The sequence below is a fragment of the Natronorubrum daqingense genome, assembly GCF_001971705.1.
Taxonomy (GTDB): Archaea; Halobacteriota; Halobacteria; order Halobacteriales; family Natrialbaceae; genus Natronorubrum; species Natronorubrum daqingense.
This window is the reverse complement of record NZ_CP019327.1, coordinates 3,015,955-3,042,493: the sequence shown is the minus strand read 5'-3', so window position 1 is coordinate 3,042,493 and position 26,539 is coordinate 3,015,955. Positions and strand designations below refer to the sequence as shown.

Here is a 26,539-nt window from a genome sequence, read left to right as displayed (position 1 = left end):
CCTCGAGCCAGTATCGCCTTCCTGTATCGCCATCCCCCACCGCGTACGTTGTCACCTCCTCGAGCCAGTATCGCCTTCCTGCGTCGTCATCGCGTCGCTATCACTCACCCAGTGGCACCACGACGATCGGGCGGTCGGCCTGGAGCAACACTGACTGCGTCGTGTTGCCGAAGAGCGCCTTCCCGGTCGGCGAACGCTGTCGGCCGCCGATGGCGATGTACTTGGCGCCGGTTCGCTCGGCGTACTCGACGATCGAATCCGCGGGTTCGCCCTTCAACCCGATGATCTCCGTCGTGTCGTCGAGTTCCGAGACGACGCTGTCGGCCAGTTCGGCTGCGATTTGCTCGCGAACGAGCACCCCCTCGTCGCTCGGCGTGCTCGAGACGTGCTCTCGTTGCAGTTCGGCGAACTCCGTCGAGTCGAGGGCGTGGACGACGTGGATTTCTTCCCCCATATCCGACGCGAGCGTTTGCGCCTGATCGATGATCTGCTGTGCGTCTTCCGATTGGTCGATCGCAGCGACGACAACCATACCTCACAACGAGTGTGGTGAAAGTTAGCTATTGTGGTGGTCCAGGGATCCTTTCCACCGGAAGAAGAGGAGCCGGCGGTCGAAACCCGTCGTTATCGAACGACGTCGCTCGTCACCGAACCGACGGTGTCGACTTCCGCCGTCACCGTGTCACCCGGCGAGAGCACCGTCGCCCCCGGCGTTCCCGTCGAAATGAGATCTCCCGGCTCGAACGTCATCACGTCGCTGTGGAAGGAGACGAGTTCCATCGGCGGGGCCATCATGTTCCGAACCTCGTTTTCGGACTCGACGCTGCCGTTGAGAACCGTCTGAACCGTGATCGACTCGAGGTCGTCGACCTCGTCCGTCGTCACGATGGAGGAGCCGAAGACGATGAACGAGTCGAAGCTCTTCGCTCGGGTGAGAAATCGCGGGTTCTTCTCGAGGATGTCCTCGGAGGTCATGTCGATGACGGGGACGTAGCCAGCGACGACGTCTTCGGCGTCGGCTCGGTCGACGTTTCGACACGTCTTGCCGAAGACGACGGCGAGTTCGGCCTCCGCCGTCACCCGGTCGGTGATCTCCGGATCGGGGAGTCGGATCGGTCCCGCTGGCCCCGTCGCGGCCGAGGAGGGCTTCATGAAACTCGCCGGTTCGGTCGGCCGGTCCTCGTCGAGATCGGAGGCGTGCTCGGCGTAGTTGAGGCCGATTCCCCACAGCTTGCCGTACTCCGCGAACGGCGAGGCGAAGGAGATGTCCGACGCCGGAACTGGGTCGGCCGGCGCAGCGGCCGGGTCGGGCAACTCGCCGTCCGCGGCGAGGGGCAGTGCGTCCCGCACCGACTGCAGCGACGGGTCGGCGGCGCTGAGGGGGACGAATCCGTTCTCGTCGCCGAGTAGCGGCGTGCCGTCGGCCGCACGGGCGAGTCGGGTCACGGTTGGGGACTCGCCTCGCTCCGACGCGGTGGCTGTAGCTGTGAACGATACGGACGCGTAATACTGGCTGCACTCGCCGTGTGCGAGTTCGTCGCTCTCGAGTGAGTCATACGCTACGTGTGGCTCACTGGCGCTGCTAAAAAGCATTGTGGGTTCGTGCGATCCGTACACACCCACCTGCGAATCGCGGTTGCACTCGGCCTCGGCGGAAGCGCCGCTCAACGCTCGAGCGACGATTCGTTCACCGTCGACGTCGGGAGCTTCCCGTCGTGTACTCGCCGCACGGTCTCGGCCGCCCCGAGACTCATCCGCCGAAGCGCTTCGACGGTCGTGCCGGCGATGTGGGGCGTCGCGATCACGTCGGATCGATTCACGAGCGGGTGGTCCGGCGCGGGCGGTTCGTCGGTGAAGACGTCCAGCCCGGCCCCGGCGAGTTCGTCGTTCTCAAGGGCGACCTCGAGCGCCTCCTCGTCGATGATTCCGCCGCGTGCGGTGTTGACGACGATTCCCGTGTCGGGCAGCGCTCGAAGCTCCTCGCGACCGATGGCCCCTCGCGTCTCGGGGGTCAACGGCGTGTGAACGCTGACGCAGTCGGCCGTCTCGAAGAGCGCCCGTTTCGTCTCGACGCCGGTGACGTGCAGGGGCAATTCGGCGTCGGTCACGTAGGGATCGTACGCGACGCACGAGAGGCCGAGCCCGTTCGCCATCTCGGCGAGCGTCTGCCCGGCGTGGCCGAAGCCGAACAGCCCGAGCGTGTCGCCCTTTACCGTCCGCGATCGGCACGCGGAACGGTCCCAGCTCCCCTCCTTGAGCGCCTCGTTCGTCGACAGGAGCGTCTTTCGGACGCCCACGAGCAAGGCCAGCGCGTGTTCGGCGACCTCCTGGGTGTTCACGCCGGGGAGGTTCCCGACGGGGACGTTTCGCTCGCTCGCGGCCTCGAGCGCGACGTTGTCGACGCCGACGCCGTGTTTCGCGATAACGCGAAGCGCGTCGGCTCGCGCGATAGCGTCGGCGTCGATCGGACTCGTTCGGACGACGATGGCGTGGTAGCGCTCGATATCCGCCGGCAGTCTCGCGTCGGCACCGTACTCGTCCGCGTCGGCCTCGTACTCGTCCCAGCGGGTGACGTCCGCGAACGCCTCGAGTTTCACGAGACCCGCCTCGTCGATCGGTTCGGTGACGAGGACGTTCCAGTCGTCGCTCATCGGCTCGGATCACCCGCGAGTCGTCGGTCGCTGCATTCCGTTCGAACCCGATTCGAGCGCTGCGATCGACACCCTTCGGCGGCGACGCTCGAGCGAGGGCTCGTCACACGATTGCTCATACGTACTCGAGTGGGTTAGCTGGGTCCTTCAAACCGGTGTTCTTCGAGCACGTCCCGATCGAGTTCGACGCCGATCCCCGGCTTCTCGGGGACCTCGATGTAGCCGTCCTGAATGAGCGGTTCGTCGCGGGTGACGAGGTCGTCCCACCAGTCGACTTCCAGCGCGTGGAACTCGAGGACGTCGAAGTTCGGAATCGCCGCGCCGAGGTGGACGCAGGCCATCGTCCCGATCGGACTGCAGACGTTGTGGGGCGAGATCGGCATGTAGTTCTCCTCGGCTCGGTCGGCGATTCGCATGGTCTCGCTGAGGCCGCCGACCGTCGTCGGGTCCGGCGTGACGATGTCGACGCCGTGCTCGTAGATCAACTCGGAGAGTTCGTGAACCCGGAAGCGGTTCTCGCCGGTCGCCGTCGGCGTCGTCGTCGCCTGATTCACCTCGATCTGGGCGGACATGTTCTCCGGCGGAATCAGGTCCTCGAGCCACATCAGCTTGTACTCCTCGAGTTCGTGAGCCAGTCGCTTCGCGCTCTCGACGGAGTAGTCCCAGTGACAGTCGAACGCGAGGTCGACGTCGTAGCCGATCTCCTCGCGAACGGCCTCGACGATCTGGCGCTTGTGCTCGATCGCTTCGTTCGAGAGGCGACCGTTGAACGGGTCGGGGTCGTTGTCCATCTCGAGGTCGAGGTCGAACTTGAGCGCGTCGAAGCCCAGGTCGAGGACGCGCCGCGCTTCGTTCGCGTAGGCTTCCGGGGAGTACGCCTCGGCCTCGGCGTAGGCGGTCGAGCCGTCCTCGACGGCGTAGGCCTCGCCGGCGTGACAGTCGCAGTACATCCGCACCTCGTCGCGGAACTTCCCGCCGAGGAGCTGGTAGACCGGCACGTCGAGGATCTTCCCCGCGGCGTCCCAGAGGGCGATTTCGATCCCCGAGGCGGCCGTGACGACCTTCCCCGTCGTCCCGCCGTGGCCCGACATCTCCTGGACGATCTGTCTGAAGAGTCGCTCCACGTCGAGGGGGTTCTCCCCGATCAGGAAGCGTTTCGTGTACTCGACGAGTTCGGGGACGCCGCCGCCGCGGTAGGATTCCCCGATGCCGGTCACGCCCGCGTCCGTCTCGATCTCGACGATGTTCCACTCAAAGTTGCCTTCGACGACGTGGGCGGTGATGTCCGTAATTTCGACGTCTCGGTCCGCGTCTCGGTGTTGAATGTGGTTTGAGTAATCTCTCATGTTGGTTTGAACGTCTCGAGTGCGTCTGTATCTAACTGTACGCCGTGGCCCGGTTCCTGTGGGAGCGGAATCGACCCGGTGTCGTCCGGTGACAGCGGGTTCTCGACGATATCGTCGAAGACCTTCACGTCCATGTCGCGGTAGAAGTACTCCACGAAGAGCCCGTTCTCGATCGAGCCGACGAGCGACGCGTGGAGGTTCCAGTTGTAGTGTGGGGCGAGTTCGATGTCGTAAGCCGCCGCGTGGTGGGCGATCTTGAGCCACTCGGTGATGCCGCCACAGACCGTCGCGTCGGCCTGGAGGACGTTCGCCGCACCGTCGTCGTAGAGGCGCGCGAAGTTGTATCGGGTCCCCTCGAGTTCGCCCGTCGCGACGGGGTAGGCGATGGCCTCGTTAAGTTCGGCCATCGCCTGGACCTTGTCGATCATCACGGGCTCTTCGATGAAGTACGGATCGTACGGTTCGAAGGCGCGACAGGCCCTGATCGCCTCGTTCGCGCTCGACCAGACGCCGTTCGCGTCGAGCAACAGCGTCCGGTCCGGCCCGATCTCGTCTCGGACGGCCTCGACGCGTTCGACCTCCTCGGCGACCGAGCGTCTGCCGACTTTCATCTTGACGATGTCGTGGCCCTCCTCGAGGTAGCGTTGCATCTCGGCGCGAAGCCCCTCGTGGCCCTTGTCGTCGCGGTAGTAGCCGCCGCTGGCGTACGCCGGAACGGAGTCCGCGTACCCGCCGAGGAGCTTGTACAGCGGTTGGCCCGCCGCTTTCGCTTTCGCGTCCCAAAGGGCGATGTCGACGCTCGAGATGGCCCGGAGTAAGATCCCTTGCCGGCCGATCTGGACGTTGCCGTCGAACATCTTTCGCCACAGCCGTTCTGTGTCTCGGGGATCCTCGCCGACGAGCAGCGGCTCGAGCATGTCCTCGACCGCGTCGGCGATCAGGTGGGCACCTTCGTAGCCGAGCGAGTAGCCAACTCCCTCGACGCCCTCGTCGGTTCGCACGTACGTGATCGCGTGATCGCGATACGTGATCGTTCGATTCGAGAAGGAGACCGGCGATTCCAGTGGAATCTCTACCGGAAAGGATTCGACGCTGGTTATCTCCATGGGCCGATGTGTGACGGTTGTTCTCAAATAACTTGTTGTCCGGGCAAGATCACGGGCGATCGACGCGACCGTCGGCGAGCCGTACTCGGGTTCGAGTCCCGCTACGCTCCTCCGAACCGACGGCACTGTTTTAACGAACGCGCGTGAACGTCGCACGTAGACACCGAACTCATGGAGTTTCCCACTCGAGCCCACGTGGACGACCTGATCGACCCACAACCGCTGCCGCCGTTCGTTCGGGTGGCGTACGAACCGTCGGCCGAAACCGTCTCCGATCCCCTCGAGACGATTCGTTCGGAACTCGACGAACTGCCCCTCGACGACCTCGAGCCCGGTTCGACCGTCGCCGTCGGCGTCGGCAGTCGCGGCATTCACTACCTCGAGGCCTACGTCGAGGAAATCGTCTCGGCGCTGAAGGCCCGAGACCTCGAGCCCCTCGTCGTCCCCGCGATGGGCAGTCACGGCGGGGCGACGCCCGAGGGCCAACTCGAACTCCTCGAGGCCCTCGGCGTCACGGAGTCGAGCGTCGGCGCGCCCATCGACGCCGACATGGCCGTCGACGAACTCGGCGAGGTGACCGTCGGCGGGACGGAGACGACGGTTTCCTTCTCGAGCGTCGCTCGCGAGGCGGACGGGGTGATAGTTCTCAATCGCGTCAAACCGCACACGAACTTCACGGGGAAACTCGAGAGCGGGCTGTGCAAGATGAGCGTCGTCGGCCTCGGGAAGCAACCCGGCGCGAAGTCGTTTCACTCGACGGCGATCCGACACGGCTACGTCGAGACGATGGAGGCGCTGCTCTCCGTCGTCAGGGAGGAGACGCCGCTGCTGGGCGGGATCGCGCTCGTCGAGAACTTCGACGAGGAGACGGCGCACATCGAGGGCGTCTCGGCTTCGGCGTTCGAGCAGCGAGAGCCCGAGTTACTCGCACGGGCCAGAGCGGAGATGGCGACGCTGCCGACGGACGACCTCGACTTGCTCGTCGTCGACGAGATCGGCAAGGAGATCTCCGGCGCCGGCATGGACACGAACGTCATCGGCCGGTATCAGGTGCTCAACGCCCCCGATCCGGAGACGCCCGCGATCGACCTCATCTACGCCCGCGGGCTCACCGAGAGTACGAAGGGTAACGGTAACGGCATCGGTCTGAGCGACATCACGCGACGGGACGCGATCGAGCAACTCGACCTCCAAAAGACCTACGCGAACGCGCTGACCAGCGGCTCGCTGTCGAAGGCACAACTCCCCGTCGTCGCCCCGGACGACGAACTCGCGATCCGAACCGCGCTCTCCGCGCTCGGCGGCTACGATCCCGAGACCGTGAGGGTCGCGTGGATCGAGAACACCACCGAGCTCTCCGAGATGCACGTCTCGCCGGCCCTGCTCGAGGAGATTTCCGAGGACGTGAGCGTCCTCGAGCGCGAGCGACTCGAGTTCGACGACGGGACGAAAGCGTTCGTCTCGGAGTGAGACGGGACGCGATCGAACGAACGCAGAAAGTGGAGGTGGCGGCGGTCGTTACTCGCGGTCGGTCCAGAAGTCGAACGAGCGACCCGGGGCGAACACGTCGAGCCCCACGGCGCGCTCGTCTCCCGTGTTCTCCACGCGGTGTTCCTCCCAGGACTCGAGCAACACCGAGTCGTGCTTCTGGAGGGTGACCTCGTCGTCTTCGGTGTAGATCGTGAGTTCGCCCTCGAGACAGAGACACACCTGCTCGTTTTCGTGATCGTGCATCGGCGAACTGTGGCCCGGCGGCTTCTCGAACCACTCGAAGCTGAACTGGTCGCTGCCGGCCATCGAGACCCGTCGCCAACCCTCGTCGGGCTCGTACGTCTCCGCGGTGTCGAAGTCGACCGGCTTCATAGGTTCGACGACCCCGAACCACCGTCGATCGGCACCGACACGCCGTTGATGAAGCCGGACTGGGGCGAAGAGAGGAACGCGACGGTGTTGCCGAGTTCCATCGGGTCGCCGATCCGACCGACCGGGATGCCCGAGCCGCGGGCCTCGAGTCCCTCCTCGTAGCTGTCGTACTCGCCGCGGTCGACAGCCTGCTCGACGAGTTCTTTGATCCGAGCCGTCTCGTGCGGGCCGGGGAGAACGGCGTTCGCGCGGATGTCAGGCCCGAACTCCTTCGAGAGTGTCTTCTCGAGGCCGATGACGCTCATTCGAACCGAGTTCGAGAGGACGAGGCTGTCGATGGCCTCCTTGACGCTCCGGGAGGTGATGTTGACGATGGTGCCGCCGTCGCCCTCCCGAAGGTGGGGCTCGGCCTCGCGAGCGAGCCTGACGACGCTCATCACGAGCAGATCGTAGGCCTGATACCAGTCCTCGTCGTCTGTCTCGAGGAACGGGCCGGAAGGCGGGCCGCCCGCGCTCGTGACGAGGTGGTCGAGTCCGCCGAACTCGTCGACGGTCGTCTGGACGAGTGCTTCGATGTCGTCCTCGTCGGTGAGGTCGCCCGGTTGGGCGACGACCTCGCCCGTCGCGACGGCTTCGACCTCCGATTTGGCCTCCTCGAGTTGAGCCTCGTCGCGGCCGTTGATGACGACGTTGACGCCCTCTCGAGCGAGCGCCTTCGCCGATGCCTTGCCGAGTCCACTGGACGACGCCGTTACGAGTGCCGTGTTACCATGGATCTGTAAGTCCATCACGTCATACTGCGAGAGGGGATTATAAAAAAGATTGCAGTCGCGGCCGAGAGCGGCGAGTCCCCGCGAACGCGGAGCCGTCTTCGTATCAGGGCGGTGAATTGACTCCACCTGCACCTCAGGACTCGAGGTACTCGGCGACGGATTCGGCCGCGACCTTTCCGAAGACGGCGGCATTGGTGAGGCCGGTGCCGCCCGGGTAGTTGTTGTAGAACAACCCGCCCGTGACGTTTCCGGCGGCGTACAGACCCGGAATCACGGTGTCGGTCGTATCGAGGACCTCGGCGTCGGGGGTGATCGCGACGCCGCCGAAACCGAACGTCATCCCGCCGGTAACGGGATAGCCGGTGTAGGGTGGTTCCTCGAGGGGAAGCGCCCAGTTCGACTTCGGTAACTCGAGGCCCTCGGTCGCGTTGCCGTCGAGGACGTTCGGGTCGTAGTTGTCGCTCGCGTCGGGGTCGCAGGCCTCGTTGTACTCTCGAATCGTCTCGACGGCGCGCTCGACGTTCGCGATGTCGAGGCGGCGAACGAGTCCCTCGAGCGAGTCGGCCTGGATTGCTCGAGAGGGACCCATGTGGGCCACGTCGTCGACGACGGTCGAATCGACGACGATGAACGCCTCGTGGTGGGGCTGTTCGAAGATCCGCCGGCCGAACTTGGCGTAGGTGTGGGCGCGTGCGTCCTGCCCTTCGTCGACGAATCGTTCGCCGTCGTGATTGAGAATCAGGCCGTACTGATAGCCGTCGATTCGGGTGATTCCGCCCTCCACGTCGGGCGAGCCGGCGTCGATCAGGGCCATGTGCGCGTCGCCGAACTCGCCGGCCGATTTCGCGCCGACGTCCATCGCCGCCTCGATGACCTCGCCGGTGTTGTACCGGCTGCCGCGGACCTTCATGTTCCCGTAGCCGGGGCCGTAGTAGCGCGTTCGCTTCTCGGTGCTCGAGCCGTAGTCGCCCGCCGCGAGAATCGTCGCGTCGGCCGAAAACTCCGTTCGGCGGCCGTCCACGAAGGCCTCCACGCCGGAGACGGAGCCGTCGTCGGCTCTCACCACCCCGCGAGCGTCCGCCCGGTAGTAGATGTCGACGCCTTCGGCCTCGAGAACGTCCACGATCTCGGCGATCATCTCCGCGCCGTCGAGCCAGACCCGACCGGCAGTGTAACCCGGGTGTGGGGCGTCGTACTCCCACTCGAGGCCGTGGGCGGTCAGCCACTCGAACGTCGACGCGGCCTCGCCGGTGACGACCGAGGCGAGGTCGTCGTCCGCCCGGTAGTGGGTCACGTTCATGATGTCCGAGTAGAAGTCCGCGGCCGTGTAGTCCTCGACGTTGAACTCGACGTCCGTGAGGTCGATATCGGCCGTCGGGATGCGAAACGACTCGGTAAAGCGCGTGTGGCCGCCGCGATTCGCCTCCGGCGCTTTCTCGAGAATCGCGACCGAGTACTCCTGTTCCGTGGCGCGTAATCCGGCAGTCAGTCCAGCGATGCCACACCCGACGATAACGACGTCGTAGGCTTCCTGATCCATGGGTGCCATCGTCTAGCATCTGCGGACGGGTGCTTAGTGGTGCCGGTTATCACCACTATCGTTGTGACACCATCGTTCGTGTCGAGACTCCACGTCGAACGAGTACGCCCCATATAAAGTTCCGTAATGATGAACAGAATTGGCACCGTATGTGAACAGAGTACACAGACAAAGACATTCGACACCATCACTGTTGGTTGTCGATACCACTCAACCAAACGTCGCTAAAACATTACACCCATACGGCTGTAACATATAGGTCGCGAATAGCGAGCCGATAGATCCGAATTCGACTCCTAGGAAATCTATAACGTCGGTGTTCGGCAATAGTGTACTTTACATGGGCGTAGTGTGTACACACCACTCATGCAACAGGATAGCGAGGAAAACGCGACCGAGGTGAAGTCCGTCACGAAGACGTTGGCGATCATCGAGACCCTCCAGGGCCTCGATGGGGCGCGCGTAACGGAGGTCGCGAACGAACTCACGTGGCCTAAGAGCACGGTCTACAACCACATGGAGACGCTCGAGCAGTGTGGCTATCTGGTCAAAGAGGGCGACATCTACAATCTGAGTCTGCGGTTCATGGACCTCGGCGAGTACGTCAAAAACCGCGACGAGGTGTACAGTCTCGTCGAGCCGCGAATCGAAGCGCTCGCAGAGCGAACCGGCGAACGGGTCCAGTTCGTCGGCGAAGAACACGGGAAGTGCGTCTTCATCCGGATCGCGATGGGCGATAACGCCGTGAGTACCGGCAGCCGACTCGGCCGACGCCGGAAAATGTTACACGCAACCGCGTCCGGAAAATCGCTACTGGCGTTCATGCCCGAATCGGAATCCGAGGCGATCATCGAATCGATCGATCTCCCGAAGCTAACGCCAAACACCATCACTGAACGGGACGAACTCTACGAGCACCTCGAGGAGATTCGTGACCGCGGCTGTGCGTTCAACTATGAGGAACATATTGAGGGGTTACGAGCGGTCGCCGCGCCGGTCAAACGACAGGACGGCTCGGTGGTCGGCTCGATCAGCGTCTCGGGGCCCGCCCACCGGATGAGCGGCGATTACTTCACCGACGAACTCCCGAGTACGATTCTCGGCGTCTGCAACGAAATCGAACTCGACATCATCTACCAGTAGCGGACTTCTCCCTTCAGAAGTCGACTGGACGAACTGCGATCGAGTGTCGATCCGGCATCAGTGTCATTCAAGGATACCGGTATCGACCCCCCTGTATGGCGCGCGTTCCACTCAGGCGACAGGACGACCTCCCGGACGACTACCAGTACCTCCTCGGCGAGGACGCGCTGGGCGAGCTCAACCTCCTCTGTGCGATGGCGAACAACCCCGACGCGTTGCAGTCGTACATGCGCTACGGAACCACGCTGTGGTCCGACGGCGGCCTCGAGGCGGACGACCTCGAGCGCTGCATCCTCACCATCGCCCGCGAACTCGAGGCGGTCTACGAGTGGCACCAGCACGTCCCGATCGCTCGGGAAAGCGGCGTCTCGGACGACGAGATCCTCGCCATCGCCGACGGCGACCGAGACCGGTTCGACGAACGGGAGACCGCGCTGCTCCGGTACGTCGAGGCCGTCGTCCGCGACGAGGTCGATGACGACCGATTCGCCGCCCTCTCGGAGTGGTTCGAGCCCACGGAAATCGTCGGCATCACGCTGATCGCTACGCACTACCTCGCGACGGCCCGGTTCCTGAGCGCGCTCGAGGTCCCACTCGAGGATTCGTTCGTCGGCTGGGACCTCGAGGGCGAGTAGCCCGAAGCGAATCGGACGGCGTGAAGCGCTCGAGGCCGGGGCGTGTGAGCCGGAGTGACGTGTGAGCGAGGAACGAAGTATTATACGAGACTGACTCGAACTCCGAGTACATGAGCGATCGAGTGCTTCTCGAGCGACGCGAGCAAATCGCGACGATCACCGTCAACCGACCGGAGAAACGCAACTCGATGAACGTCGCGACCCGAAAAGAGCTGCGAGCGGCGTTCGAAACCGCCGTCGACGATGACGACGTGCGAGCGATCGTCCTCCGTGGAGCCGGCGAGGGCTCGTTCGTCGCGGGCGGCGATATCGAGGCCTTTTCCGAATACGATCTCGTCGACGGCCTCGAGTACGGCGAGACGCACGGACAGGCGCTGTACAACTACGTCGCGGACGTCCCCAAGCCGACGATCGCCGCGGTCGACGGCTACGCCCTCGGCGGCGGAACCGAGATCGCGCTCGCCTGTGACATCCGGCTCGCGACCCCCGACGCGGTGTTCGGCCTTCCAGAGATCACCATCGGGATCATTCCCGGCGGCGGCGGGACGCAACGACTGGTCCACGCCATCGGGTCCGGCCTCGCTCGAGAGTTGATCCTCACCGGACGAACCGTCGACGCCGACGAGGCCGAGGATATCGGGCTCGTGAACCACGTCTACCCCGACGAAGAGTTCGACGAGGAAGTCAGGGAGCTGGCGACGCAACTCGCCTCGAGAGCGCCGATCGCCCAGCAACTGGCCAAAGAGGCCATGGACCGAAGTCTGAACATCGAGGCCGGACTCGACTTCGAGCGCCTCGCGAGCGCGCTCCTGTTCGCGACGGACGACCAGAAGGAGGGGGCGGAGGCCTTCCTCGAGGGGCGAGAACCGGAGTTCGACGGAAAATAAGCGCGCGAGTGTCCGCGGACGACTACGACGGGCCGTCGCCGATCTTCAACCCGACGTTCTTCGTGGCCGTGAACTGTTCTACCGCCTCGAGGCCCTTCTCGCGACCGAAGCCGCTCTCGCGGAAGCCGCCGAAGGGCGTCTCGACGCCGCCGGCGAACCACTCGTTGACGTACACCTGGCCGGCAACGACGTCGCGGGCGAACCGGTGAGCGCGCTCGAGGTCGGTGGTGAAGATACCCGCCGTGAGGCCGTACTCGCTGTCGTTGGCGAGTTCGATTGCCTCGGCTTCGGTGCTGAACGGGATCACGGTGAGGACGGGGCCGAAGATCTCCTCCTGGCTGATTCGGTCGTCGTTGCTCGCGCCGTCGAATACTGTCGGCTCGACGAAGTAGCCGTCCTCCGTCTCCTCGGGAGCGCCGCCGACGATCGGCTCGCCGACTTCGCTCGAGCCGATCTCGATGTACTCGCTGACCGTCTCGTACTGCGCTTCGGAGACGAGGGGTCCGATGTCCGGATCGTCGAGGCCGGTGCCGACCTCGAGCGACTCGACCTCCTCGACGAGTCGCTCGAGGAACGCCTCGCGGATATCTTCGTGAACGATCAGACGGTCCCCGGCCGAGCAGACCTGTCCCGCGTTTCGCGTGAAGATCGAGATCAGCGTCTGCTCGACGGCTTGCTCGAGGTCGGCGTCCGGGAAGACGACGTTCGGGTTCTTGCCGCCGGCTTCGATGTGTGCGGGCGTGAGCTGTCGGCCAGCGGCGGCTGCGACCGCTTTGCCGGTCTCGACGGAGCCCGTGAACGCGACGCAGCTCACGTCCTCGTGTTCCGTCAGCGGTTCGCCGGCGTCGACGCCGTATCCCGTGACGACGTTGACCGTCCCGGAAGGAGCGCCCGCCTCGTCGAGTATTTGAGCGAACTCGAGTGCCGTCAGCGGCGTCTGTTCCGCCGGCTTGACGACGACGGCGTTGCCGGCGGTGAGCGCCGGCGCGACGGTCCGACCGAAGATCGCCGCCGGAAAGTTCCAGGGGATGATGTGACCGGTAACGCCGAGTGGTTCCTGAATCGTGTAGTCGACGTACTCGCGACCGAGGGGGATCGTCTCGCCCTGTATTTTGTCCGCCATTCCCGAGTAGTACTCGAAGTACCGGCTGGCGGCGTCGATTTCGGTCCGCGCCTGCGAGATCGGTTTCCCGTTCTCGCGAGTCAGCAGTCGGGCGAGTTCGTCGCGTCGGTCTGCGATGAGATCCGACGCTCGGCGCAGTATCCGACCCCGTTCGGCGGGTGCGAGTCCGTACCACTCCGTCTGGCCCTCGAGTGCGGCGTCGACCGCGCGGTCGACGTCGGACGCCGATCCGGCCTGGATCGACGTGAACGGCTCTTCCGTCGCGGGGTCGACGACCGAAATCGTCTCTCCGGACGCCGACTCGCTTTCGGTCCCGTCGATGAACAGGCCGTACTGATCGCGATCGTTCGCGCTGTGTGTCGCCATGGTTCAGACGTGTGTTCGAGTGCTGATTAGTATTTTGCACCGGTGCGTGTCGTACACGAGATCCTGAAATCGGCGGCGAAACCGGTCGGGAACACGACAGAACAGAGATGGCGAGAGCAGTGGTCGACAGTGGCCGAACCCAAAATCGACAGGGACAGCAGTCAGTACGGCGGGAATCCCGGGCGCGAAACCTCGGGGATCGTTCGCGCGTCCAGAACGAGCGGGACGTCGGGGTCTGCGTCGTAGTACTCCTCGACGACTGAGAGGTCGTCCGCCGAACGAATTACGGCACCGTTCGCGCCGAACCCTTCGGCGATGTCGACGAAGTCCGGACTGTCGTAGGTGCTCCCCGTCTCGCGGTCGTGGACGAGATTCTGGCGGTGGCGGATGATCCCGTAGCTGCTGTCGTTGAAGACGGCGACGAGCAGCGGCAACTCGAGGCGAACGGCCGTTTCGATCTCCTGAATCACCTGAATCAACGCGCCGTCGCCGGTGTAACAGACGACGGGACGATCCGGCGCGGCCGCTTTCGCCCCCAGCGCGGCGGGAAGCGAGTAGCCCATCGTCCCGAAGTTGCCGTTGATCAGCATCGAGGCGTCCGCGCCGAGTTCGTGAAAGACGGCGGGGAACCCGGTGTTGTTCCCCGAGCCGACGGTGAGGATCGCGTCGTCGGGGACGCGCTCGGAAAGCTCGAGGGTGAACTCGCGGGGGTCGATCTGGTCGGGTCGTTCCTCGAAGCCGTCGGCCCACGGCGAGGGTGCCCGCTCGATCGTCTGCGCGACGCTGGAGGCTCGCTCCGGATCCGTCTCGCAGCGGTGGATAAGGTCGGCGACGGTTTCTCGCGCGTCGGCGCGGATTCCGATCGCGGGCTCCTGGTGGGTGCCGATCGACTCTTCGTCGATGTCGATCTGGATCACGTCCGCGTCCGCGTACAACTCGCCGTAGCGAGTCGTCTTGCCCGACAGCCGAGCACCGACGACGACTGCCACGTCGGCGTCCCAGAGGAGGTCGTCGTTCGCTGGCGACATGAACGTGCCCGCGATGCCACTGACCATCGGGTGCGCTTCGTCGAGGAGCGAGCGACCGAAGTACGTCGTCGCGATTGGTGCGCCGACGTGTTCGGCGAGCGTCGCGATTTCCTGGCCGGCGTCGGATCGGACCGCCCCGCCGCCCGCGAGGATAACGGGATGATCCGCATCGTCGAGCAACGAGGCGGCCTCCTCGACGTGGCGTTCATCCGGTCGCACCCGCTGGCGCGGCCGTGCACTCGGCGTGTACTCCTCGTCGGGAGCCTCGCCCTCCTGGACGTCCGCCGGCACCTCGACCAGCACGGGGCCGCTTCGGGTTCTCGCGCGATCGAACGCTCGCTCGAGGACCTCGGGAATCGTCACCGGCGTCTCGATCCGCGTCTGGTAGACCGAAATCGGCGACGCGAACGTCGGGTGGTCGAGGTACTGAAGCGACGTTTCCCGCCCCTCGATGCTCGTATCGCCGACGAGGATCACGATCGGGATATTGTCGCGGTCGGCGGCGGCGATGCCGGTCGCGCCGTTCGTCACCCCTGGACCGTGAGTGAGCGTGCAGGCGGTGACGCCCTGTTTCGTGCGCGCGGCGCCGTCGGCCATCGTGACGCCGGCCTGTTCGTGGCGAGCCTGCTGGAACTCGATGTCCCGATCGTTGACCGCGTCGAGCAGGTGCGCGTTTCCTTCGCCGATGACGCCGAACAGCGTGTCGATTCCCTCGGCTCCGAGCGCATCGAGGATGTACGCACTCCCCGTGCTAGCAACGTCCATGGCTCGAGCAAACACCCCGCCGGTCTTATCGTTTCGGTTTGTGATTTTAGCACGGACCCACGCGAATTGCACAAGTAGCAGCTGTGTCGGAGGAGAATCCGAACACGGCGGGCGACCCGTGCGAGCAATTATGTGTCTGTCCGTGAGAGATGGTGGCGTATGGATTCGGAGGTCATCGAGACGTTCAGGACTGTCGACTCGAGTATCGTGTCCGACGCGCTAGACCAGTACGGAATCGACGGCGTCGCGACCGAAATCGGCGCGGTCGATCCGTCACAGAAAGCGGTCGGGCGGGTCCACACGCTCCGGTTCGAACCCGTCTCGGAACCGGGATCGAAGACAAACTTTCCCTACGCTTTGCTCGAGGAGCTTCGTGCGGACCGCGTCCTCGCCATCGACGGCGTCGGCCCGGAGCTCTCGTGTTGGGGCGGCAACGCCTGCGTGCTCGCCGAGCGAGCGGGCGTCGAAGGCGTGGTCGTCGACGGCGGCTACCGCGACGTCCCGGATATTCGATCCGGATCGTTCCCCGTCTTCGGTCGCGCGCCGACGCCGAAAACCGGCCAGCGGCGACTGACCGTCGAGGAAGTCGGCGGAACGATCGACATCGGCGGCGTCGCCGTCTCGGCCGACGACGTCATCGTCGCGGACGGAACCGGCGTCGTCGTCGTGCCCGCCGAACGCGCGAGCGAAATCGCCGCTACCGTCGCCGAAATCCGTTCGGAGGAGTCGACCATCGAGGAAAAGATCGACGCCGGCGCGACCGTCGCCGACCTTGAGGACGATGACCACGAGTTCTGAACCGTTCGCCACAGCTGCTCGACCTCGAGCGGGCGTCGCGACCCCGCGGGTGATCGTATGAGCGCGACGCGTCGCTGTTACGCCTGTGGCTCGCGCGAGACTGGACTCGTCGCTCGCTGTTCCTGTGGCGAAGCGCTCTGGCTCGAGACCGACGCGGACTCGTTCGACTGGAACGACGTGATCGACGCGCCCGGAATGTGGCGTTACGAATCGCTGCTCCCCGTGAGCGCGCCCGACGGGCTCTTCGCGGCGGCCGGCGGGACGCCGCTCGTTCGCGAGCCGTCCCTCGACGCGTTCGCCGGCGCTCGCGTCCACCTCAAGGTAGAGGGCGGAAACCCGACGGGGTCGTTCAAAGACCGCGGCAGCGCGCTCGGCCTCGCCGTGCTGCAAGCTGATGGCCGAGAGGAACCGGCCGTCGACGCCGTCGGCACCGTTTCCCACGGAAACATGGCCATCAGCACGTCCGCCTACGCCGCTGCGTCGGGGTTGCCCTGCGTCGTGCTGGTCCCCGAGGACATCCCGGAGAGCCGCCTCGAGACGATCTCGCAGTTCGATCCGACGGTGCTCCGGGTCGCGGGCGACTACGGCCGACTCTACGAGCGGACGCTCGAGATCGGTCCGGCGCGAGACATCGCCTTCCTCAACTCCGACGTTCCGCTTCGCGTCGAGGGCCAGAAGACGACGGCCCTCGAGATCTGCGAGTCGTTCGCGCCCGACGCGCCGGACGCCATCGTCGTGCCGACAAGCAGCGGCGGGCACTTCAGCGGGATCTGGAAAGCGCTTCGCGAACTCGAGTCGGCGGGCGTCCTCGCGGACGTGCCCCGACTGTACGCCGTGCAGGCGGCGGCCAGCGCCCCGATCGCCGAGGCGTACGACCGCGGCGCGAGCGAGGTGTCGCGGGTCGAACGCGGCGAGACGGTCGCCTACTCGATCGGCAATCCCGATCCGCCGAGTGGGACGCGCGCCCTCGCCGCCATCGAGGACACCGACGGGGCGGCCGTCGGCCTCGAGGATCCGGAGATTCTGGAGGCACAACGGACCCTCGCCAGCGAGGCGGGTCTCAGCGTCGAGGCGTCGTCGGCGACCGCGCTGGCGGGGATTCGACGGCTGGTCGACGCGGGCGAGATCGACTCGAGCGACGACGTCGTCGCCGTCACGACCGGCACGGGTCTCACCGACCACCTCGGCTCCGGCTCCGCCGACCTCGTCGAAATAGAGGCGCTCGAGGACCGACTCGCTGCATTCAGGGACGACTGAATATCGGCCTTCCGGCTGGAGTGACACTCCGGGCAAACTGTTATGGCCCACGGTATCGATACGCACGAACTAGATGAGCGATCCTGATCAGCAACCAGACCCGGAATTTTTCCACGAGAACGACCGAATCCGCGAGTTCGTCGACACCGTCCACGCCACCGCGGACGAACACGAGGATGTTCCGGCCCTGCTCGACGCCCTCGAGGAGCCCTTCGAAGAACTCCTGATGGAGGACGGCTGGCTGCCAGAACGCTACCAGCACCTGACGCCGGACGACATGGAAGACAAAGGCGACATGGGCAGCGACATCGCTCAGTGGCTGGTCTATCGACTCGGCGACAAACTCGCGCTGTTCACCCTCGTACTCCCGCCGGGCGCGGAGACGCCCATCCACGACCACCTCGCGTGGGGGCTCGTCGGCATCTACGGCGGCACCCAGCGCGAGGAGTTCTACCGCCGCGTCGACGACGGCGGCCACGAAGGCGACGCGGAACTCGAGCACCTGCGGACCGAGGACAACGGCCGGGGCGACTTCTACCGACTCGAGCCGCCGAACAACGACATCCACTCGGTGGAGACGACCTCGGACGAACCGAGCGTCAGCGTCCACCTGCTCGGAGCCGACGTGGGCTGTATCGAGCGCCACGCCTTCTGCGCCGACGACAACGACGTCGAACTGTTCCAGTCGGGGTACAGTAACGTCGAGTGCGAGGACGTCCGCGAGCCCCCGGAAGTCGGCCACGGCCACGGCGGGCACGGACACGCGCACGACCACGGAGAGGGCGGACACAGCTACGATCAGGGCGGACACTCGATCGAACACACCGCCAATGAGTAACTCGAACGCACGCGGAGGGAGACGATGACCGACGTGGTCGACCTCGAGCACCTCGCGGCCCGCGTCGAGGACGGCTCGACGATCGCGTTCGGCGGCAAGACGCTGCACCGAGCGCCGATGGCGTTCGTCCGCGAGCTGGTCCGGGCGGACGTCTCGGATCTCGTCCCGATCGGGCTCGCGAACTCGATGGATATCGACCTCCTCGCCGGAACGGGACAGCTCGAGGCGGCGTGCTACGGCTACGTCGGCTTCGAGGCGTTCGGCCTCGCGCCGAACACCCGGCGGGCGATCGAGGACGGCACGCTCGAGGCTCGAGAGGGGACGTGCTACACCGTCGCGACAGCGTTGCGCGCCGCGACGCAGGGCGTTCCGTTCCTGCCGATCGCCGGACTGGACGGGAGCGACCTCCTCGAGATCGGAGACGCCTACCTCGCGGAGACGTCGGACCCGTTCACCGGCGAGTCGACGTACGCGGTTCGGCGGGTCGAGCCGGATATCGCCGTGATTCACGCGACCGAAGCCGACGCCGACGGTAACGCTCGCTTCGACGGCGCGGACCTCACCGAAAACCTCGTCGCGAAGGCGGCGGATCGGGTCTTCGTCACCGCGGAGCGGGTGGTCGACGCCGACACGTTCACGGACGATCCCGGCTCGACCGACGTACCGGGGGTGCTGGTCGACGCCGTCGCCGAAGTGCCCGACGGTGCCCATCCGTGCAGCTGTCCGGGCAGGTACGACTACGACCGCGCACACCTCGAGCAGTATCTCGAGGCTGCGAGTTCGGGCGATCTCGAGGCCTATATCACCGAGTACGTCGGCCCGGACGAGGACCACTATCGCGAGCGCGCTGTCGCCGACCGGAGGGACGCACTCGAGTGGGGGGCTCACCAGCCGGCGGTCTCGAGCGACGGCGGTGTCGCCGAAGGGGGCTCGAGCACTGCAAGTTCGAAGACGACGGACTCGAGCGATCACCCGCAGGACCCAGCGCCCAACGCAGCGTGTACGATCGCCGAGGTCATGACCGTCGCCATCGCTCGGCGACTCGAGGAAATCTCCGTCGCGTTTCAGGGATTCGCCTCGCCGCTGCCGACGGTCGCCCTTCGGGCGGCGCGCGAGCGAGCCGGGACGACCCACCTGAGCGCGTCGGGCGCGATGAACGGCTCGCCCGCCGAAACGCCGCTCTCGACGGAGGACGCGCGGCTGCTCGAGGGAGCGCCGGCGCACTTCTCCTCGCCCGAGGCGTTCGACCTGGCGGCGCGCGGGGGCGTCGACGTGATGTTCGTGGGCGGCGCACAGGTCGACCGGCGCGGGCGGCTCAACAACACCGTCGCGGGGTCGTGGGCGGAGCCGTCGGTCAAATTCGGCGGCGGCGGCGGTGCGGGCTCCCTGCTCCCCCTCGTCGAGGAGGCGTGGGCCTGGCGGACCGAACACCGCGCCCGCTCGCTGCCGTCCGCGGTCGACTTCACGACTGCGGAGGGGAACCTCACCTACCTCGTGACGCCGCTTTGCGAGTTCGAGCGCCGCGACGGCGAGTTGCAGGTCGTCTCGATCCACCCCGGCGTCTCTCGCGAAGAGATCCGCGAGCGAACGGGGTGGGACGTGCGCTTCGCCTCGAGTGAGGTCGACGAGACGCCGCTTCCGACCGACGAGGAACTCGAGGCCCTCGAGCGCGTCGATCCAACCCGCGTCCGCCGCTCCGGATTCGAGACGCTCTCCGCTCTCGAGTGACTCTCGAGCCGACGACGGCGGAATTCGGCCGACAATAGAAATTCACTCGAGGGCAGCGGGGGTGCACCGTGTGAACACCCCAACACTTATGCGAATTTCTCGCAAATGTCCCGGCGATTGCACCACAATGGAGCTCGACCTCTCACCAGAGACGACGATGCTTCGCCGGGAGATCCGGCGCTTCGTCGACGAGGAGTTTCGGCCGATACTCACCGAACTCGCGGACGACATCGATCGCTACCACGACCTCGAGCCGGAGAACCCGGAACTGACCGACAACGTTCGACCGCACCCGATCAAGATTCCCGAAGACGACCGAGAGCGACTCAGGGAGAAGGCGAAAGACGCCGGGTTCTGGGCGATGGGCGTTCCGGAGAAGTACGGCGGCGGCGGACTCAGTCTGGTCGAACGCTGCGTCGTCCTCGAGGAGCTCTCGAAGCACCGACTCGGCCTCTACCAGCCCGGCTTGGGCGTGATCGAACTCGGGCCCGGCCTGACGGTCGGCGAGCCCTCCGCCTACCTCGGGGCGGCGAACGAGGACCAGGTCGAGCGCTTCTTCCAGCCGTGTATCGACGGCGAGAAGCAGAGCTGCTTCGCGCTGACGGAGCCCGCGGCGGGTTCGGACCCGCGCGGAATGGAGACGCTGGCGACGAAAGAGGGTGAGGAGTGGGTCGTCAACGGAACCAAACACTACATCTCGTGGGCGGGCGACGCCGACTTCCTAATCCTCTTCGCGCGAACGGAGCCAAAGGGCGACGACATCTCCGACCACGGCATCACCGCGTTCCTCGTCCCGACCGACGACGACGGCGTCTCGATGCGATCGATTCCGGTCATCCGGCCTGAGTACCCCTTCGAAGTGACGCTCAACGACGTTCGCGTTCCGGCGGCGAACGTCCTCGGCGAGGTCGGCTCCGGGCTGGGACTCGCGAAGGAGTGTCTCGGCGAGTCTCGAGTGCTCTACGCGGCGAACTCCCTGGGTCCGATCGATCAGTCGATCCGGCTGGGCATCGAGTGGGCCAACGACAGAACCGTCGGCGGAAAGCCCCTCGCCGACCGGCAGGCGATCCAGTGGAAGATCGCCAAATCCGCCGTCGACTACCAGGCGGCGAAGTACTCCGTCTACCACGCCGCTCAGCAATTCGACGACGGCGAGGACATCCGCCACGAGTCCTCGATCACCAAGTACCAGACCACCGAGTCGCTCTGGACCGTTCTCGACCGAATGGTCCAGATCCACGGCGGTGCCGGCGTCGACGCCGACCTCCCCCTCGAGCGGTGGCTCCGGGAAGCCCGCGTCCGCCGGATCGGCGAAGGCCCCTCGGAAATCCACCTGAAAACGATCGCGCGGAACCTGCTCAACGGCTACGAGGACCCGGATCCGCTTCCCCTCGAGTGAGTCACCGACGAGGCAAGGAACCGGTCGACTCGCTCAGCCGGTGCTGAATCGATCGCATCGTCCGATCAGTGTCGAACCGATCGACTCGCTCAGCTGGCGCTAAACCGGACGATGGGTGGGGGAATCGGTTGCTTTTAGTAACGCTCGAGTGAACGCTCGAGCAACATGTTGGGTTCGCTTCGACGGGTTACCGAGGTCGACCGGCCGACGGTCGTCGCCCCGGTGACGGCCGGCCACGGGGTCAACGAGTTCTTCTCCATCGTTATCCCGCCGATCATTCCGCTCCTGGTCTCCGATCTGGGTATTACGTACGGACAGGCGGGCGTGCTGGTCACCGTCTTCTTCGTCATGTACTCGATCTTCCAGCTTCCCGCGGGGATCGTCGCCGACTGGGTCGGGAAAAAGCGCATGTTCGTCGCCGGCCTCCTCGGGATGTCCGCGGGCATCGTGCTCGCGACCGCCGCGCCGACCTACGAGGTGTTGCTCCTCGCACAGGCCGTCGCCGGCATCGGCGGCAGCACCGTCCACCCCACCGGCATGTCGCTCATCAGCGACGTCGAGGGGAGCGAAACGGAGGGGAAGGCGATGGGCGTCTTCGGCTTCGGCGGCGCGCTCGGGACGATGTCCTCGCCGCTCGTCGTCGGCGGGCTCGCAGCGGTCGCGGGCTGGCGAGTCGCACTCGCCGGCGCGCTCGTCGTCGGGTTCGCCGTCACGGTGTACATCATGCGGGTGTTTCCAGACGACGAACCGGGAACGACGCGAGCGACTCGAGCGGACGGTGGTCGACCCACGTCGGTCGGCGAGACGATACGTGCCGCGAAGGGGGTCCTCGACGTTCCGCTGACGAGAGGAATCGTCCTCCTGTTTTTCGTCACGCTCGTGCTCTCGATGCAACATCGAGCGATCCAGACCTACACGACGTCGTACATCACCGCCGAGACGGGAACGTCCGCGACGATCGGCAACGTGGCGTTTTTCGCCCTGCTGGTCGGCGGAAGCCTCTCCTCGCTGTGGGCGGGAGACCTCGCCGACCGGTTCGACCGCAAGCGACTCGGGATCGCCGCCTCGGTCGCCACCGCCGTCCTCGTCGCGGCGACCCTGCTCGTCACGCCGCTCGTCGACGGTGTGCCGTTCGGGCTTCTCCTCGCCGTGCTCGTCGTCTGGTTCTCGATCATCGGCGTGATGATGTACGCGAGCTACCCGGTGAAGAACGCGCTCGTCTCCGAACACGCCGAGGCGACCTCGAGTGGCGGCCTCTTCGGCGTCATCCAGACCGGTTCGGCCCTCGGCAGCGCGAGCGGGCCGGCGCTGTTCGGCGCGCTCTCGACACAGTGGGGGATCGTCGCTGCGTTCCCCGCGATCGCCGGCGTCAGCGTCGTGCTCGCGGCGCTCTTCGTGGCGCTGATCGTGATCGACTGACCGGAAAACAAGCCGGGGAGAGTCTCGTTACTCGGCGTCGAGCACGTTCTCGCGCATCTCCTCGGACATCGTCCCCATGAGATCGGCGTTGGTTTCGACTTCCTGCATGACGAACCGTGACGACGTTTCGTTGACGCCCTCGATGGCGATCACGTCGTCGATGAGCGTGTTCATCTGATCGCGATCCTGGACGCGAGCGAGGATGACGAAGTCGACATCGCCCATCGTGTAGTAGACGTCGACGATGCCGTCGATATCGGCGAGTTGGTCGCCGATGTCGTCCGCGTAGCCCCGCTCGTGAGAGACCGACACCTCGGTGATGAGCAGCATGTTCAATCCGAGCGCGTTCGGATCGATCGAGACGGAGGGCGTCGAGATCACGTCGTTCTCTTTGAGTTTGTTGAGCCGATAGTGGATCGTCGATTTCGAGATATCGAGCTCTTCCGCGAGTTCCTCGAGGCTTCGCTCGTAGTCGTCCTCGACGGCCTCGAGGATTTTGAGATCGGTTTCGTCGAGATCGTGATTCATTTAATACGACAGTTATCGGGCCGGGCTATATTTGCGTGTCGTTTCAAACACAGGACTCGAGCCCCGAGGCGCGAGTCTCCGGGAAATCGACACGGGAGCCCGTCTCAGTCCATCGCCGCGTCGGAGACCTCGAGCGCGTCGTCGAGGACGTCGATAGCGTCGTCGACGTCGGATTCGGTGATCGGCAGCGGCGGCGCGATGATCAGCGTGTTGATCATGTTCGCGACGTAGACGCCGTCTGCAGCGGCTGCGTCGGCGACCTCGTCCACGACGGTCGAACCCGTCGAAATCTTGTCCGAGCGCTCGCCAAAGGGGACGCGTTCGTCCTCGCTTTTCGTCAACTCGATGCCCCGGAAGAGGCCGACACCACGGGTGTCGCCCACGCTCGGGTGGGATTCGGCGAGTTCCTCGAGTCGGTCGCCGAGGTACGCGCCGACGTCGCTGGCGTGTTCGATCAGGTTCTGTTCCTGGTAGGATTCGACGGCGGCGAGGCCGGCGGCGCAGGCGACGGGGTGGCCCGCGTACGTGTGGCCGTGACAGAACATCTCGTCCTCGAAGTGGTCGGCGATTTCGTCAGTGACGATCGTCGCGCCGAGTGGCGCGTACGCACCGGAGAGGCCCTTCGCCATCGTCATGATGTCCGGCGTCACGTCGAAGACGTCACAGCCGAACCACTCGCCGGTGCGCCCGAAGCCGGCCATGACCTCGTCGCAGATCAAGAGCGCGCCGTGCTCGTGGGCGATCTCCTTGAGCCGAGGCAGGTACTCCTCGGGCGGGACGAGGATGCCGTTCGAGCCGACGATCGGTTCGACGAGGATGGCGGCGACCGTATCGCCCTCGAGCATGAGCATCTCCTCGATGTAGTCGAGGCTCTCCATGGGATCGAGCGTCGAGCCGTAGGCGTAGGGGTCCGGTGCCTTGATCGACCCCGGCATTCCGGGTTCGGCTTTCAGGCGTCGCGGGTCGCCGGTGACGCTGATCGAGCCGGCGGTCGCACCGTGGTAGGAGCGATAGCGAGAGATGATCTTCTGTTTGCCCGTGTACATGCGAGCGATCTTGATGGCCGCCTCGACGGCCTCCGTTCCGCTCGTCGAGAAGAACGTCTTCGAGAGGGTTCCCGGGGTGACTTCGGCGAGTTTCTCGCCGAGGCGCGCTCGAGCCTCGGTCGCGAAGCCCGGTGCGAAGTACGCACCCTCCCGGGCCTGTTGGGCCATCGCGTCGGCGACGGCGTCGGCCGAGTGACCGAGGTTCGAACACATGAGCTGTCCGGAGAGGTCGAGGTACTCGGTGCCGTGTGCGTCGGTGAATCGGACGCCGTCGCCGCCGACGACCTCCGTCGGATCGACTTCGTTCTGGTAGGACCACGTGCCGAAGACGTACTCCTTGTCGAGTGCTTCGACGTCGGTGCGACCGTCTTCGTCCGTCGATCGAGTCGAGTCTGTCATGGGATATCACTGCAATCGTTCACTGGTCTCTTAGTCTTTTCGAGGAGGGAGCAAATATGTAGTCTGCTGTCTAGATTTGGAACCGATATTGAGACAGCTTCCTCAGATATCCACGTTAGATAGAACATCGTACATTCGCACCGAAGTCTTTATTTCCTCGTCGAGATGATACCCCGTATGGTCGACTTGCGCGAACCCGACGGCACCGAGGCGGTCGAAAACTACGTCGACGGGGCGTGGCAGACGCCAACCGGCGACGACGAACAGGCGCTTTCGAACCCGGCGACGACGGAGCCACTCGGCTCGGTCACGTTCAGTTCCGAATCCGACATCGACGAGGCAGTCCGAGCCGGCAACGAGGCGTTCGAGGAGTGGTCCCAGGCTCCCGTCGAAGAGCGGATTCAACCGCTGTTCAGGCTCAAGACGCTGCTCGAGGAACACCAAGACGAACTCGCAGAACTTCTCGTCCAGGATCACGGAAAGACGCTCGCGGAGGCCCGCGGCGAACTCCGACGCGGGATCGAGAACGTTGAGGTCGCCTGCGGCATTCCCTCGATGATGCAGTCGGGGTCGCTGCTCAACGCTGCCCCGGAGATCGACGAGAGCGCGGTTCGCAAACCGCTGGGCGTCTTCGCCGCGATCACGCCGTTTAATTTCCCGGGAATGATCCCACTGTGGTTCCTTCCCTACGCAGTCGCGACCGGAAACAGCTTCATTCTCAAGCCCAGCGAGCAGAACCCACTCGTCGCGACCCGGCTGTTCGAACTGATCGACGAGGCGGGCTTCCCGGACGGCGTCGTCCAACTGGTCAACGGCGGCGTCGACACGGTCAACGGCCTCATCGATCACGAGGGCGTCGAGGGCATCTCGTTCGTCGGCTCGACGCCGGTCGCGAAGCTCATCTACGAGCGCGCGGCGGCGAACGGTAAACGCGTGCAGGCCCAGGGTGGCGCGAAGAACCACATCATCGTCACCGAGACGGCTGATCTCGAGTTCGCCGCGGAAAAGACGGTCTCCTCGGCGTGTGCCTGTGCGGGCGAGCGCTGTCTCGCGAACGACATCGTCCTGGTCGAAGACGGCGTCTACGAGGAGTTCACCGACCTGGTCGTCGAAGAGACGGCCTCGCAGGTCGTCGGTAACGGTCTCAACGAGGAGACCGACATTGGCGCGCTCATCAGCGAGGAACACGAACAGCGCGTTCGAGACTACATCGACACCGGCGTCGAAGAGGGTGCAACGGTACTGCTCGACGGCCGCGATGCAGAGATCGACGGTCACGAGGACGGAAACTTCCTCGCACCGACGGTGTTCGGCGACGTCAGCGAAGAGATGACCATCTCTCAAGAGGAAATCTTCGGCCCGGTCCTCGGACTGGCCTCGGTCGACTCGGTCGACGACGCGATCGAGCGGATGAACCGCAGCCGATTCGGCAACGCGGCGAGTCTGTTCACCGGAAGCGGTGCGGACGCCCGCAAGTTCCGACACGAGGGTGAGATCGGTAACCTCGGCGTCAACGTCGGCACCTCAGCGCCGATGGCGTTCTTCCACTTCGGCGGCTGGAAGGACTCGTTCTTCGGCGACCTCCACGCCCAGGGCGAGGACATGATCCACTTCTACACCGACAAGGCGGTCTACATCGAGCGCTGGCCAGACGCCTGAGGGCTCGACGCGACCCCCTCGACTCGAGGGAGGCGACGACGACGAGAAACACACCGTTCGCGCTCGAGGCGAACCGACTCCTGCCATCCCTTTTTCGCCGGAGCGCCCGTGGTGCATTCGATTTCAGTAGCCGTGGTGGGACCGATAATCAACGACGCGCTCGGCCACAACAGTTATAGACCACAGCTACCATGAGTGATATTGACAGCCAATAACCGACGCGAAGACCCGTGACTGGCGAG

General features: G+C 65.2%; 23 protein-coding genes. 11 read left to right on the top strand and 12 right to left on the bottom strand.

The window, feature by feature from the left end; genetic code table 11:
• Nucleotides 1-100: 100 nt before the first annotated feature.
• From BB347_RS14750 to BB347_RS14730, 5 genes are all read right to left on the bottom strand, one after another.
• On the bottom strand, nucleotides 101-532 hold the full coding sequence (locus tag BB347_RS14750; RefSeq protein ID WP_076582763.1) for a universal stress protein: 432 nt from the start codon (nucleotides 530-532) through the stop codon (nucleotides 101-103).
• A gap of 92 nt (nucleotides 533-624) precedes the next feature.
• On the bottom strand, nucleotides 625-1,446 hold the full coding sequence (locus BB347_RS14745) for a fumarylacetoacetate hydrolase family protein (RefSeq protein WP_076582949.1): 822 nt from the start codon (nucleotides 1,444-1,446) through the stop codon (nucleotides 625-627).
• Nucleotides 1,447-1,664: 218 nt separating this feature from the next.
• Nucleotides 1,665-2,651, bottom strand: coding sequence for a hydroxyacid dehydrogenase (locus BB347_RS14740; protein ID WP_076582765.1), 987 nt, complete (start codon nucleotides 2,649-2,651; stop codon nucleotides 1,665-1,667).
• 134 nt (nucleotides 2,652-2,785) lie between these two features.
• Nucleotides 2,786-3,997, bottom strand: coding sequence for a mandelate racemase/muconate lactonizing enzyme family protein (locus tag BB347_RS14735; RefSeq protein ID WP_076582767.1), 1,212 nt, complete (start codon nucleotides 3,995-3,997; stop codon nucleotides 2,786-2,788).
• Nucleotides 3,994-5,103: a mandelate racemase/muconate lactonizing enzyme family protein gene (locus BB347_RS14730; protein ID WP_076582769.1), complete on the bottom strand. Its 1,110-nt coding sequence runs from the start codon at nucleotides 5,101-5,103 to the stop codon at nucleotides 3,994-3,996. The genes BB347_RS14735 and BB347_RS14730 overlap by 4 nt, the downstream gene beginning before the upstream one ends.
• 171 nt (nucleotides 5,104-5,274) lie before the next feature.
• Here BB347_RS14730 and BB347_RS14725 point away from each other — a divergent pair, with 171 nt between their 5' ends.
• Nucleotides 5,275-6,573, top strand: a complete 1,299-nt coding sequence (locus tag BB347_RS14725; RefSeq protein WP_076582771.1) for a DUF362 domain-containing protein — start codon at nucleotides 5,275-5,277, stop codon at nucleotides 6,571-6,573.
• Nucleotides 6,574-6,621: 48 nt separating this feature from the next.
• Here the strand turns inward: BB347_RS14725 and BB347_RS14720 are convergent, their stop codons facing one another.
• The 3 genes from BB347_RS14720 to tcuA form a co-directional block, all read right to left on the bottom strand.
• On the bottom strand, nucleotides 6,622-6,966 hold the full coding sequence (locus BB347_RS14720) for a cupin domain-containing protein (RefSeq protein ID WP_076582773.1): 345 nt from the start codon (nucleotides 6,964-6,966) through the stop codon (nucleotides 6,622-6,624).
• The gene (locus BB347_RS14715; protein WP_076582775.1) at nucleotides 6,963-7,754 is read right to left on the bottom strand and encodes an SDR family oxidoreductase; all 792 of its coding nucleotides are present in this window, start codon (nucleotides 7,752-7,754) and stop codon (nucleotides 6,963-6,965) included. Before BB347_RS14715 ends, BB347_RS14720 begins: the two co-directional genes overlap by 4 nt.
• A 118-nt stretch (nucleotides 7,755-7,872) precedes the next feature.
• Complete coding sequence (gene tcuA, locus BB347_RS14710; protein WP_076582777.1) at nucleotides 7,873-9,288, bottom strand: FAD-dependent tricarballylate dehydrogenase TcuA; 1,416 nt, start codon at nucleotides 9,286-9,288, stop codon at nucleotides 7,873-7,875.
• Between the two features lie 357 nt (nucleotides 9,289-9,645).
• On the opposite strand from tcuA, the gene BB347_RS14705 reads away from it, so the two are divergent.
• The 3 genes from BB347_RS14705 to BB347_RS14695 all read left to right on the top strand — a co-directional run bounded on the left by BB347_RS14705 (nucleotide 9,646) and on the right by BB347_RS14695 (nucleotide 11,944).
• A complete protein-coding gene (locus BB347_RS14705) occupies nucleotides 9,646-10,422 on the top strand; it encodes an IclR family transcriptional regulator (protein ID WP_076582779.1) in 777 nt (258 codons plus the stop codon).
• Nucleotides 10,423-10,517: 95 nt separating this feature from the next.
• Nucleotides 10,518-11,057 (top strand): carboxymuconolactone decarboxylase family protein, encoded by a 540-nt coding sequence (locus BB347_RS14700; protein ID WP_076582781.1) that lies wholly within the window; start codon nucleotides 10,518-10,520, stop codon nucleotides 11,055-11,057.
• Between the two features lie 110 nt (nucleotides 11,058-11,167).
• A complete protein-coding gene (locus tag BB347_RS14695) occupies nucleotides 11,168-11,944 on the top strand; it encodes an enoyl-CoA hydratase/isomerase family protein (RefSeq protein WP_076582783.1) in 777 nt (258 codons plus the stop codon).
• Between the two features lie 22 nt (nucleotides 11,945-11,966).
• On the opposite strand, the gene BB347_RS14690 is transcribed toward BB347_RS14695, so the two are convergent.
• Together BB347_RS14690 and BB347_RS14685 are read right to left on the bottom strand one after the other, a co-directional pair.
• The gene (locus BB347_RS14690; RefSeq protein WP_076582785.1) at nucleotides 11,967-13,433 is read right to left on the bottom strand and encodes an aldehyde dehydrogenase family protein; all 1,467 of its coding nucleotides are present in this window, start codon (nucleotides 13,431-13,433) and stop codon (nucleotides 11,967-11,969) included.
• A gap of 161 nt (nucleotides 13,434-13,594) precedes the next feature.
• Nucleotides 13,595-15,226, bottom strand: a complete 1,632-nt coding sequence (locus BB347_RS14685) for a thiamine pyrophosphate-binding protein (protein ID WP_076582787.1) — start codon at nucleotides 15,224-15,226, stop codon at nucleotides 13,595-13,597.
• Between the two features lie 159 nt (nucleotides 15,227-15,385).
• On the opposite strand from BB347_RS14685, the gene BB347_RS14680 reads away from it, so the two are divergent.
• The 6 genes from BB347_RS14680 (at nucleotide 15,386) to BB347_RS14655 (ending at nucleotide 22,665) form a co-directional block, all read left to right on the top strand.
• Nucleotides 15,386-16,024: an RraA family protein gene (locus BB347_RS14680; protein WP_076582789.1), complete on the top strand. Its 639-nt coding sequence runs from the start codon at nucleotides 15,386-15,388 to the stop codon at nucleotides 16,022-16,024.
• 57 nt (nucleotides 16,025-16,081) lie between these two features.
• A complete protein-coding gene (thrC, locus tag BB347_RS14675; RefSeq protein ID WP_076582790.1) occupies nucleotides 16,082-17,281 on the top strand; it encodes a threonine synthase in 1,200 nt (399 codons plus the stop codon).
• Between the two features lie 73 nt (nucleotides 17,282-17,354).
• Complete coding sequence (locus tag BB347_RS14670) at nucleotides 17,355-18,119, top strand: cysteine dioxygenase family protein (RefSeq protein ID WP_076582792.1); 765 nt, start codon at nucleotides 17,355-17,357, stop codon at nucleotides 18,117-18,119.
• A gap of 24 nt (nucleotides 18,120-18,143) precedes the next feature.
• On the top strand, nucleotides 18,144-19,847 hold the full coding sequence (locus BB347_RS14665; RefSeq protein ID WP_076582794.1) for a CoA-transferase: 1,704 nt from the start codon (nucleotides 18,144-18,146) through the stop codon (nucleotides 19,845-19,847).
• Between the two features lie 127 nt (nucleotides 19,848-19,974).
• Complete coding sequence (locus tag BB347_RS14660) at nucleotides 19,975-21,246, top strand: acyl-CoA dehydrogenase family protein (protein ID WP_211137170.1); 1,272 nt, start codon at nucleotides 19,975-19,977, stop codon at nucleotides 21,244-21,246.
• Nucleotides 21,247-21,411: 165 nt separating this feature from the next.
• Entirely contained in the window at nucleotides 21,412-22,665 is a 1,254-nt protein-coding gene (locus BB347_RS14655) for an MFS transporter (protein ID WP_076582796.1), read from the top strand.
• 27 nt (nucleotides 22,666-22,692) lie between these two features.
• On the opposite strand, the gene BB347_RS14650 is transcribed toward BB347_RS14655, so the two are convergent.
• Nucleotides 22,693-23,193, bottom strand: a complete 501-nt coding sequence (locus BB347_RS14650) for an Lrp/AsnC family transcriptional regulator (RefSeq protein ID WP_076582797.1) — start codon at nucleotides 23,191-23,193, stop codon at nucleotides 22,693-22,695.
• A 104-nt stretch (nucleotides 23,194-23,297) separates the two neighbouring features.
• The gene (locus tag BB347_RS14645; RefSeq protein ID WP_076582799.1) at nucleotides 23,298-24,638 is read right to left on the bottom strand and encodes an aminotransferase family protein; all 1,341 of its coding nucleotides are present in this window, start codon (nucleotides 24,636-24,638) and stop codon (nucleotides 23,298-23,300) included.
• 177 nt (nucleotides 24,639-24,815) lie between these two features.
• Here BB347_RS14645 and BB347_RS14640 point away from each other — a divergent pair, with 177 nt between their 5' ends.
• On the top strand, nucleotides 24,816-26,297 hold the full coding sequence (locus tag BB347_RS14640; protein WP_076582800.1) for a CoA-acylating methylmalonate-semialdehyde dehydrogenase: 1,482 nt from the start codon (nucleotides 24,816-24,818) through the stop codon (nucleotides 26,295-26,297).
• Nucleotides 26,298-26,539: the final 242 nt, after the last annotated feature.

Excerpts from the sequence above, each read along its gene's own strand:
- BB347_RS14750 (WP_076582763.1), bottom strand. The coding sequence starts at position 532 with ATGGTTGTCGTCGCTGCGATCGACCAATCGGAAGACGCACAGCAGATC.
- BB347_RS14740 (WP_076582765.1), bottom strand. The coding sequence starts at position 2,651 with ATGAGCGACGACTGGAACGTCCTCGTCACCGAACCGATCGACGAGGCG.
- BB347_RS14735 (WP_076582767.1), bottom strand. The coding sequence starts at position 3,997 with ATGAGAGATTACTCAAACCACATTCAACACCGAGACGCGGACCGAGAC.
- BB347_RS14730 (WP_076582769.1), bottom strand. The coding sequence starts at position 5,103 with ATGGAGATAACCAGCGTCGAATCCTTTCCGGTAGAGATTCCACTGGAA.
- BB347_RS14725 (WP_076582771.1), top strand. The coding sequence starts at position 5,275 with ATGGAGTTTCCCACTCGAGCCCACGTGGACGACCTGATCGACCCACAA.
- BB347_RS14720 (WP_076582773.1), bottom strand. The coding sequence starts at position 6,966 with ATGAAGCCGGTCGACTTCGACACCGCGGAGACGTACGAGCCCGACGAG.
- BB347_RS14715 (WP_076582775.1), bottom strand. The coding sequence starts at position 7,754 with ATGGACTTACAGATCCATGGTAACACGGCACTCGTAACGGCGTCGTCC.
- tcuA (WP_076582777.1), bottom strand. The coding sequence starts at position 9,288 with ATGGCACCCATGGATCAGGAAGCCTACGACGTCGTTATCGTCGGGTGT.
- BB347_RS14705 (WP_076582779.1), top strand. The coding sequence starts at position 9,646 with ATGCAACAGGATAGCGAGGAAAACGCGACCGAGGTGAAGTCCGTCACG.
- BB347_RS14700 (WP_076582781.1), top strand. The coding sequence starts at position 10,518 with ATGGCGCGCGTTCCACTCAGGCGACAGGACGACCTCCCGGACGACTAC.
- BB347_RS14695 (WP_076582783.1), top strand. The coding sequence starts at position 11,168 with ATGAGCGATCGAGTGCTTCTCGAGCGACGCGAGCAAATCGCGACGATC.
- BB347_RS14690 (WP_076582785.1), bottom strand. The coding sequence starts at position 13,433 with ATGGCGACACACAGCGCGAACGATCGCGATCAGTACGGCCTGTTCATC.
- BB347_RS14685 (WP_076582787.1), bottom strand. The coding sequence starts at position 15,226 with ATGGACGTTGCTAGCACGGGGAGTGCGTACATCCTCGATGCGCTCGGA.
- BB347_RS14680 (WP_076582789.1), top strand. The coding sequence starts at position 15,386 with ATGGATTCGGAGGTCATCGAGACGTTCAGGACTGTCGACTCGAGTATC.
- thrC (WP_076582790.1), top strand. The coding sequence starts at position 16,082 with ATGAGCGCGACGCGTCGCTGTTACGCCTGTGGCTCGCGCGAGACTGGA.
- BB347_RS14670 (WP_076582792.1), top strand. The coding sequence starts at position 17,355 with ATGAGCGATCCTGATCAGCAACCAGACCCGGAATTTTTCCACGAGAAC.
- BB347_RS14665 (WP_076582794.1), top strand. The coding sequence starts at position 18,144 with ATGACCGACGTGGTCGACCTCGAGCACCTCGCGGCCCGCGTCGAGGAC.
- BB347_RS14660 (WP_211137170.1), top strand. The coding sequence starts at position 19,975 with ATGGAGCTCGACCTCTCACCAGAGACGACGATGCTTCGCCGGGAGATC.
- BB347_RS14655 (WP_076582796.1), top strand. The coding sequence starts at position 21,412 with ATGTTGGGTTCGCTTCGACGGGTTACCGAGGTCGACCGGCCGACGGTC.
- BB347_RS14650 (WP_076582797.1), bottom strand. The coding sequence starts at position 23,193 with ATGAATCACGATCTCGACGAAACCGATCTCAAAATCCTCGAGGCCGTC.
- BB347_RS14645 (WP_076582799.1), bottom strand. The coding sequence starts at position 24,638 with ATGACAGACTCGACTCGATCGACGGACGAAGACGGTCGCACCGACGTC.
- BB347_RS14640 (WP_076582800.1), top strand. The coding sequence starts at position 24,816 with ATGGTCGACTTGCGCGAACCCGACGGCACCGAGGCGGTCGAAAACTAC.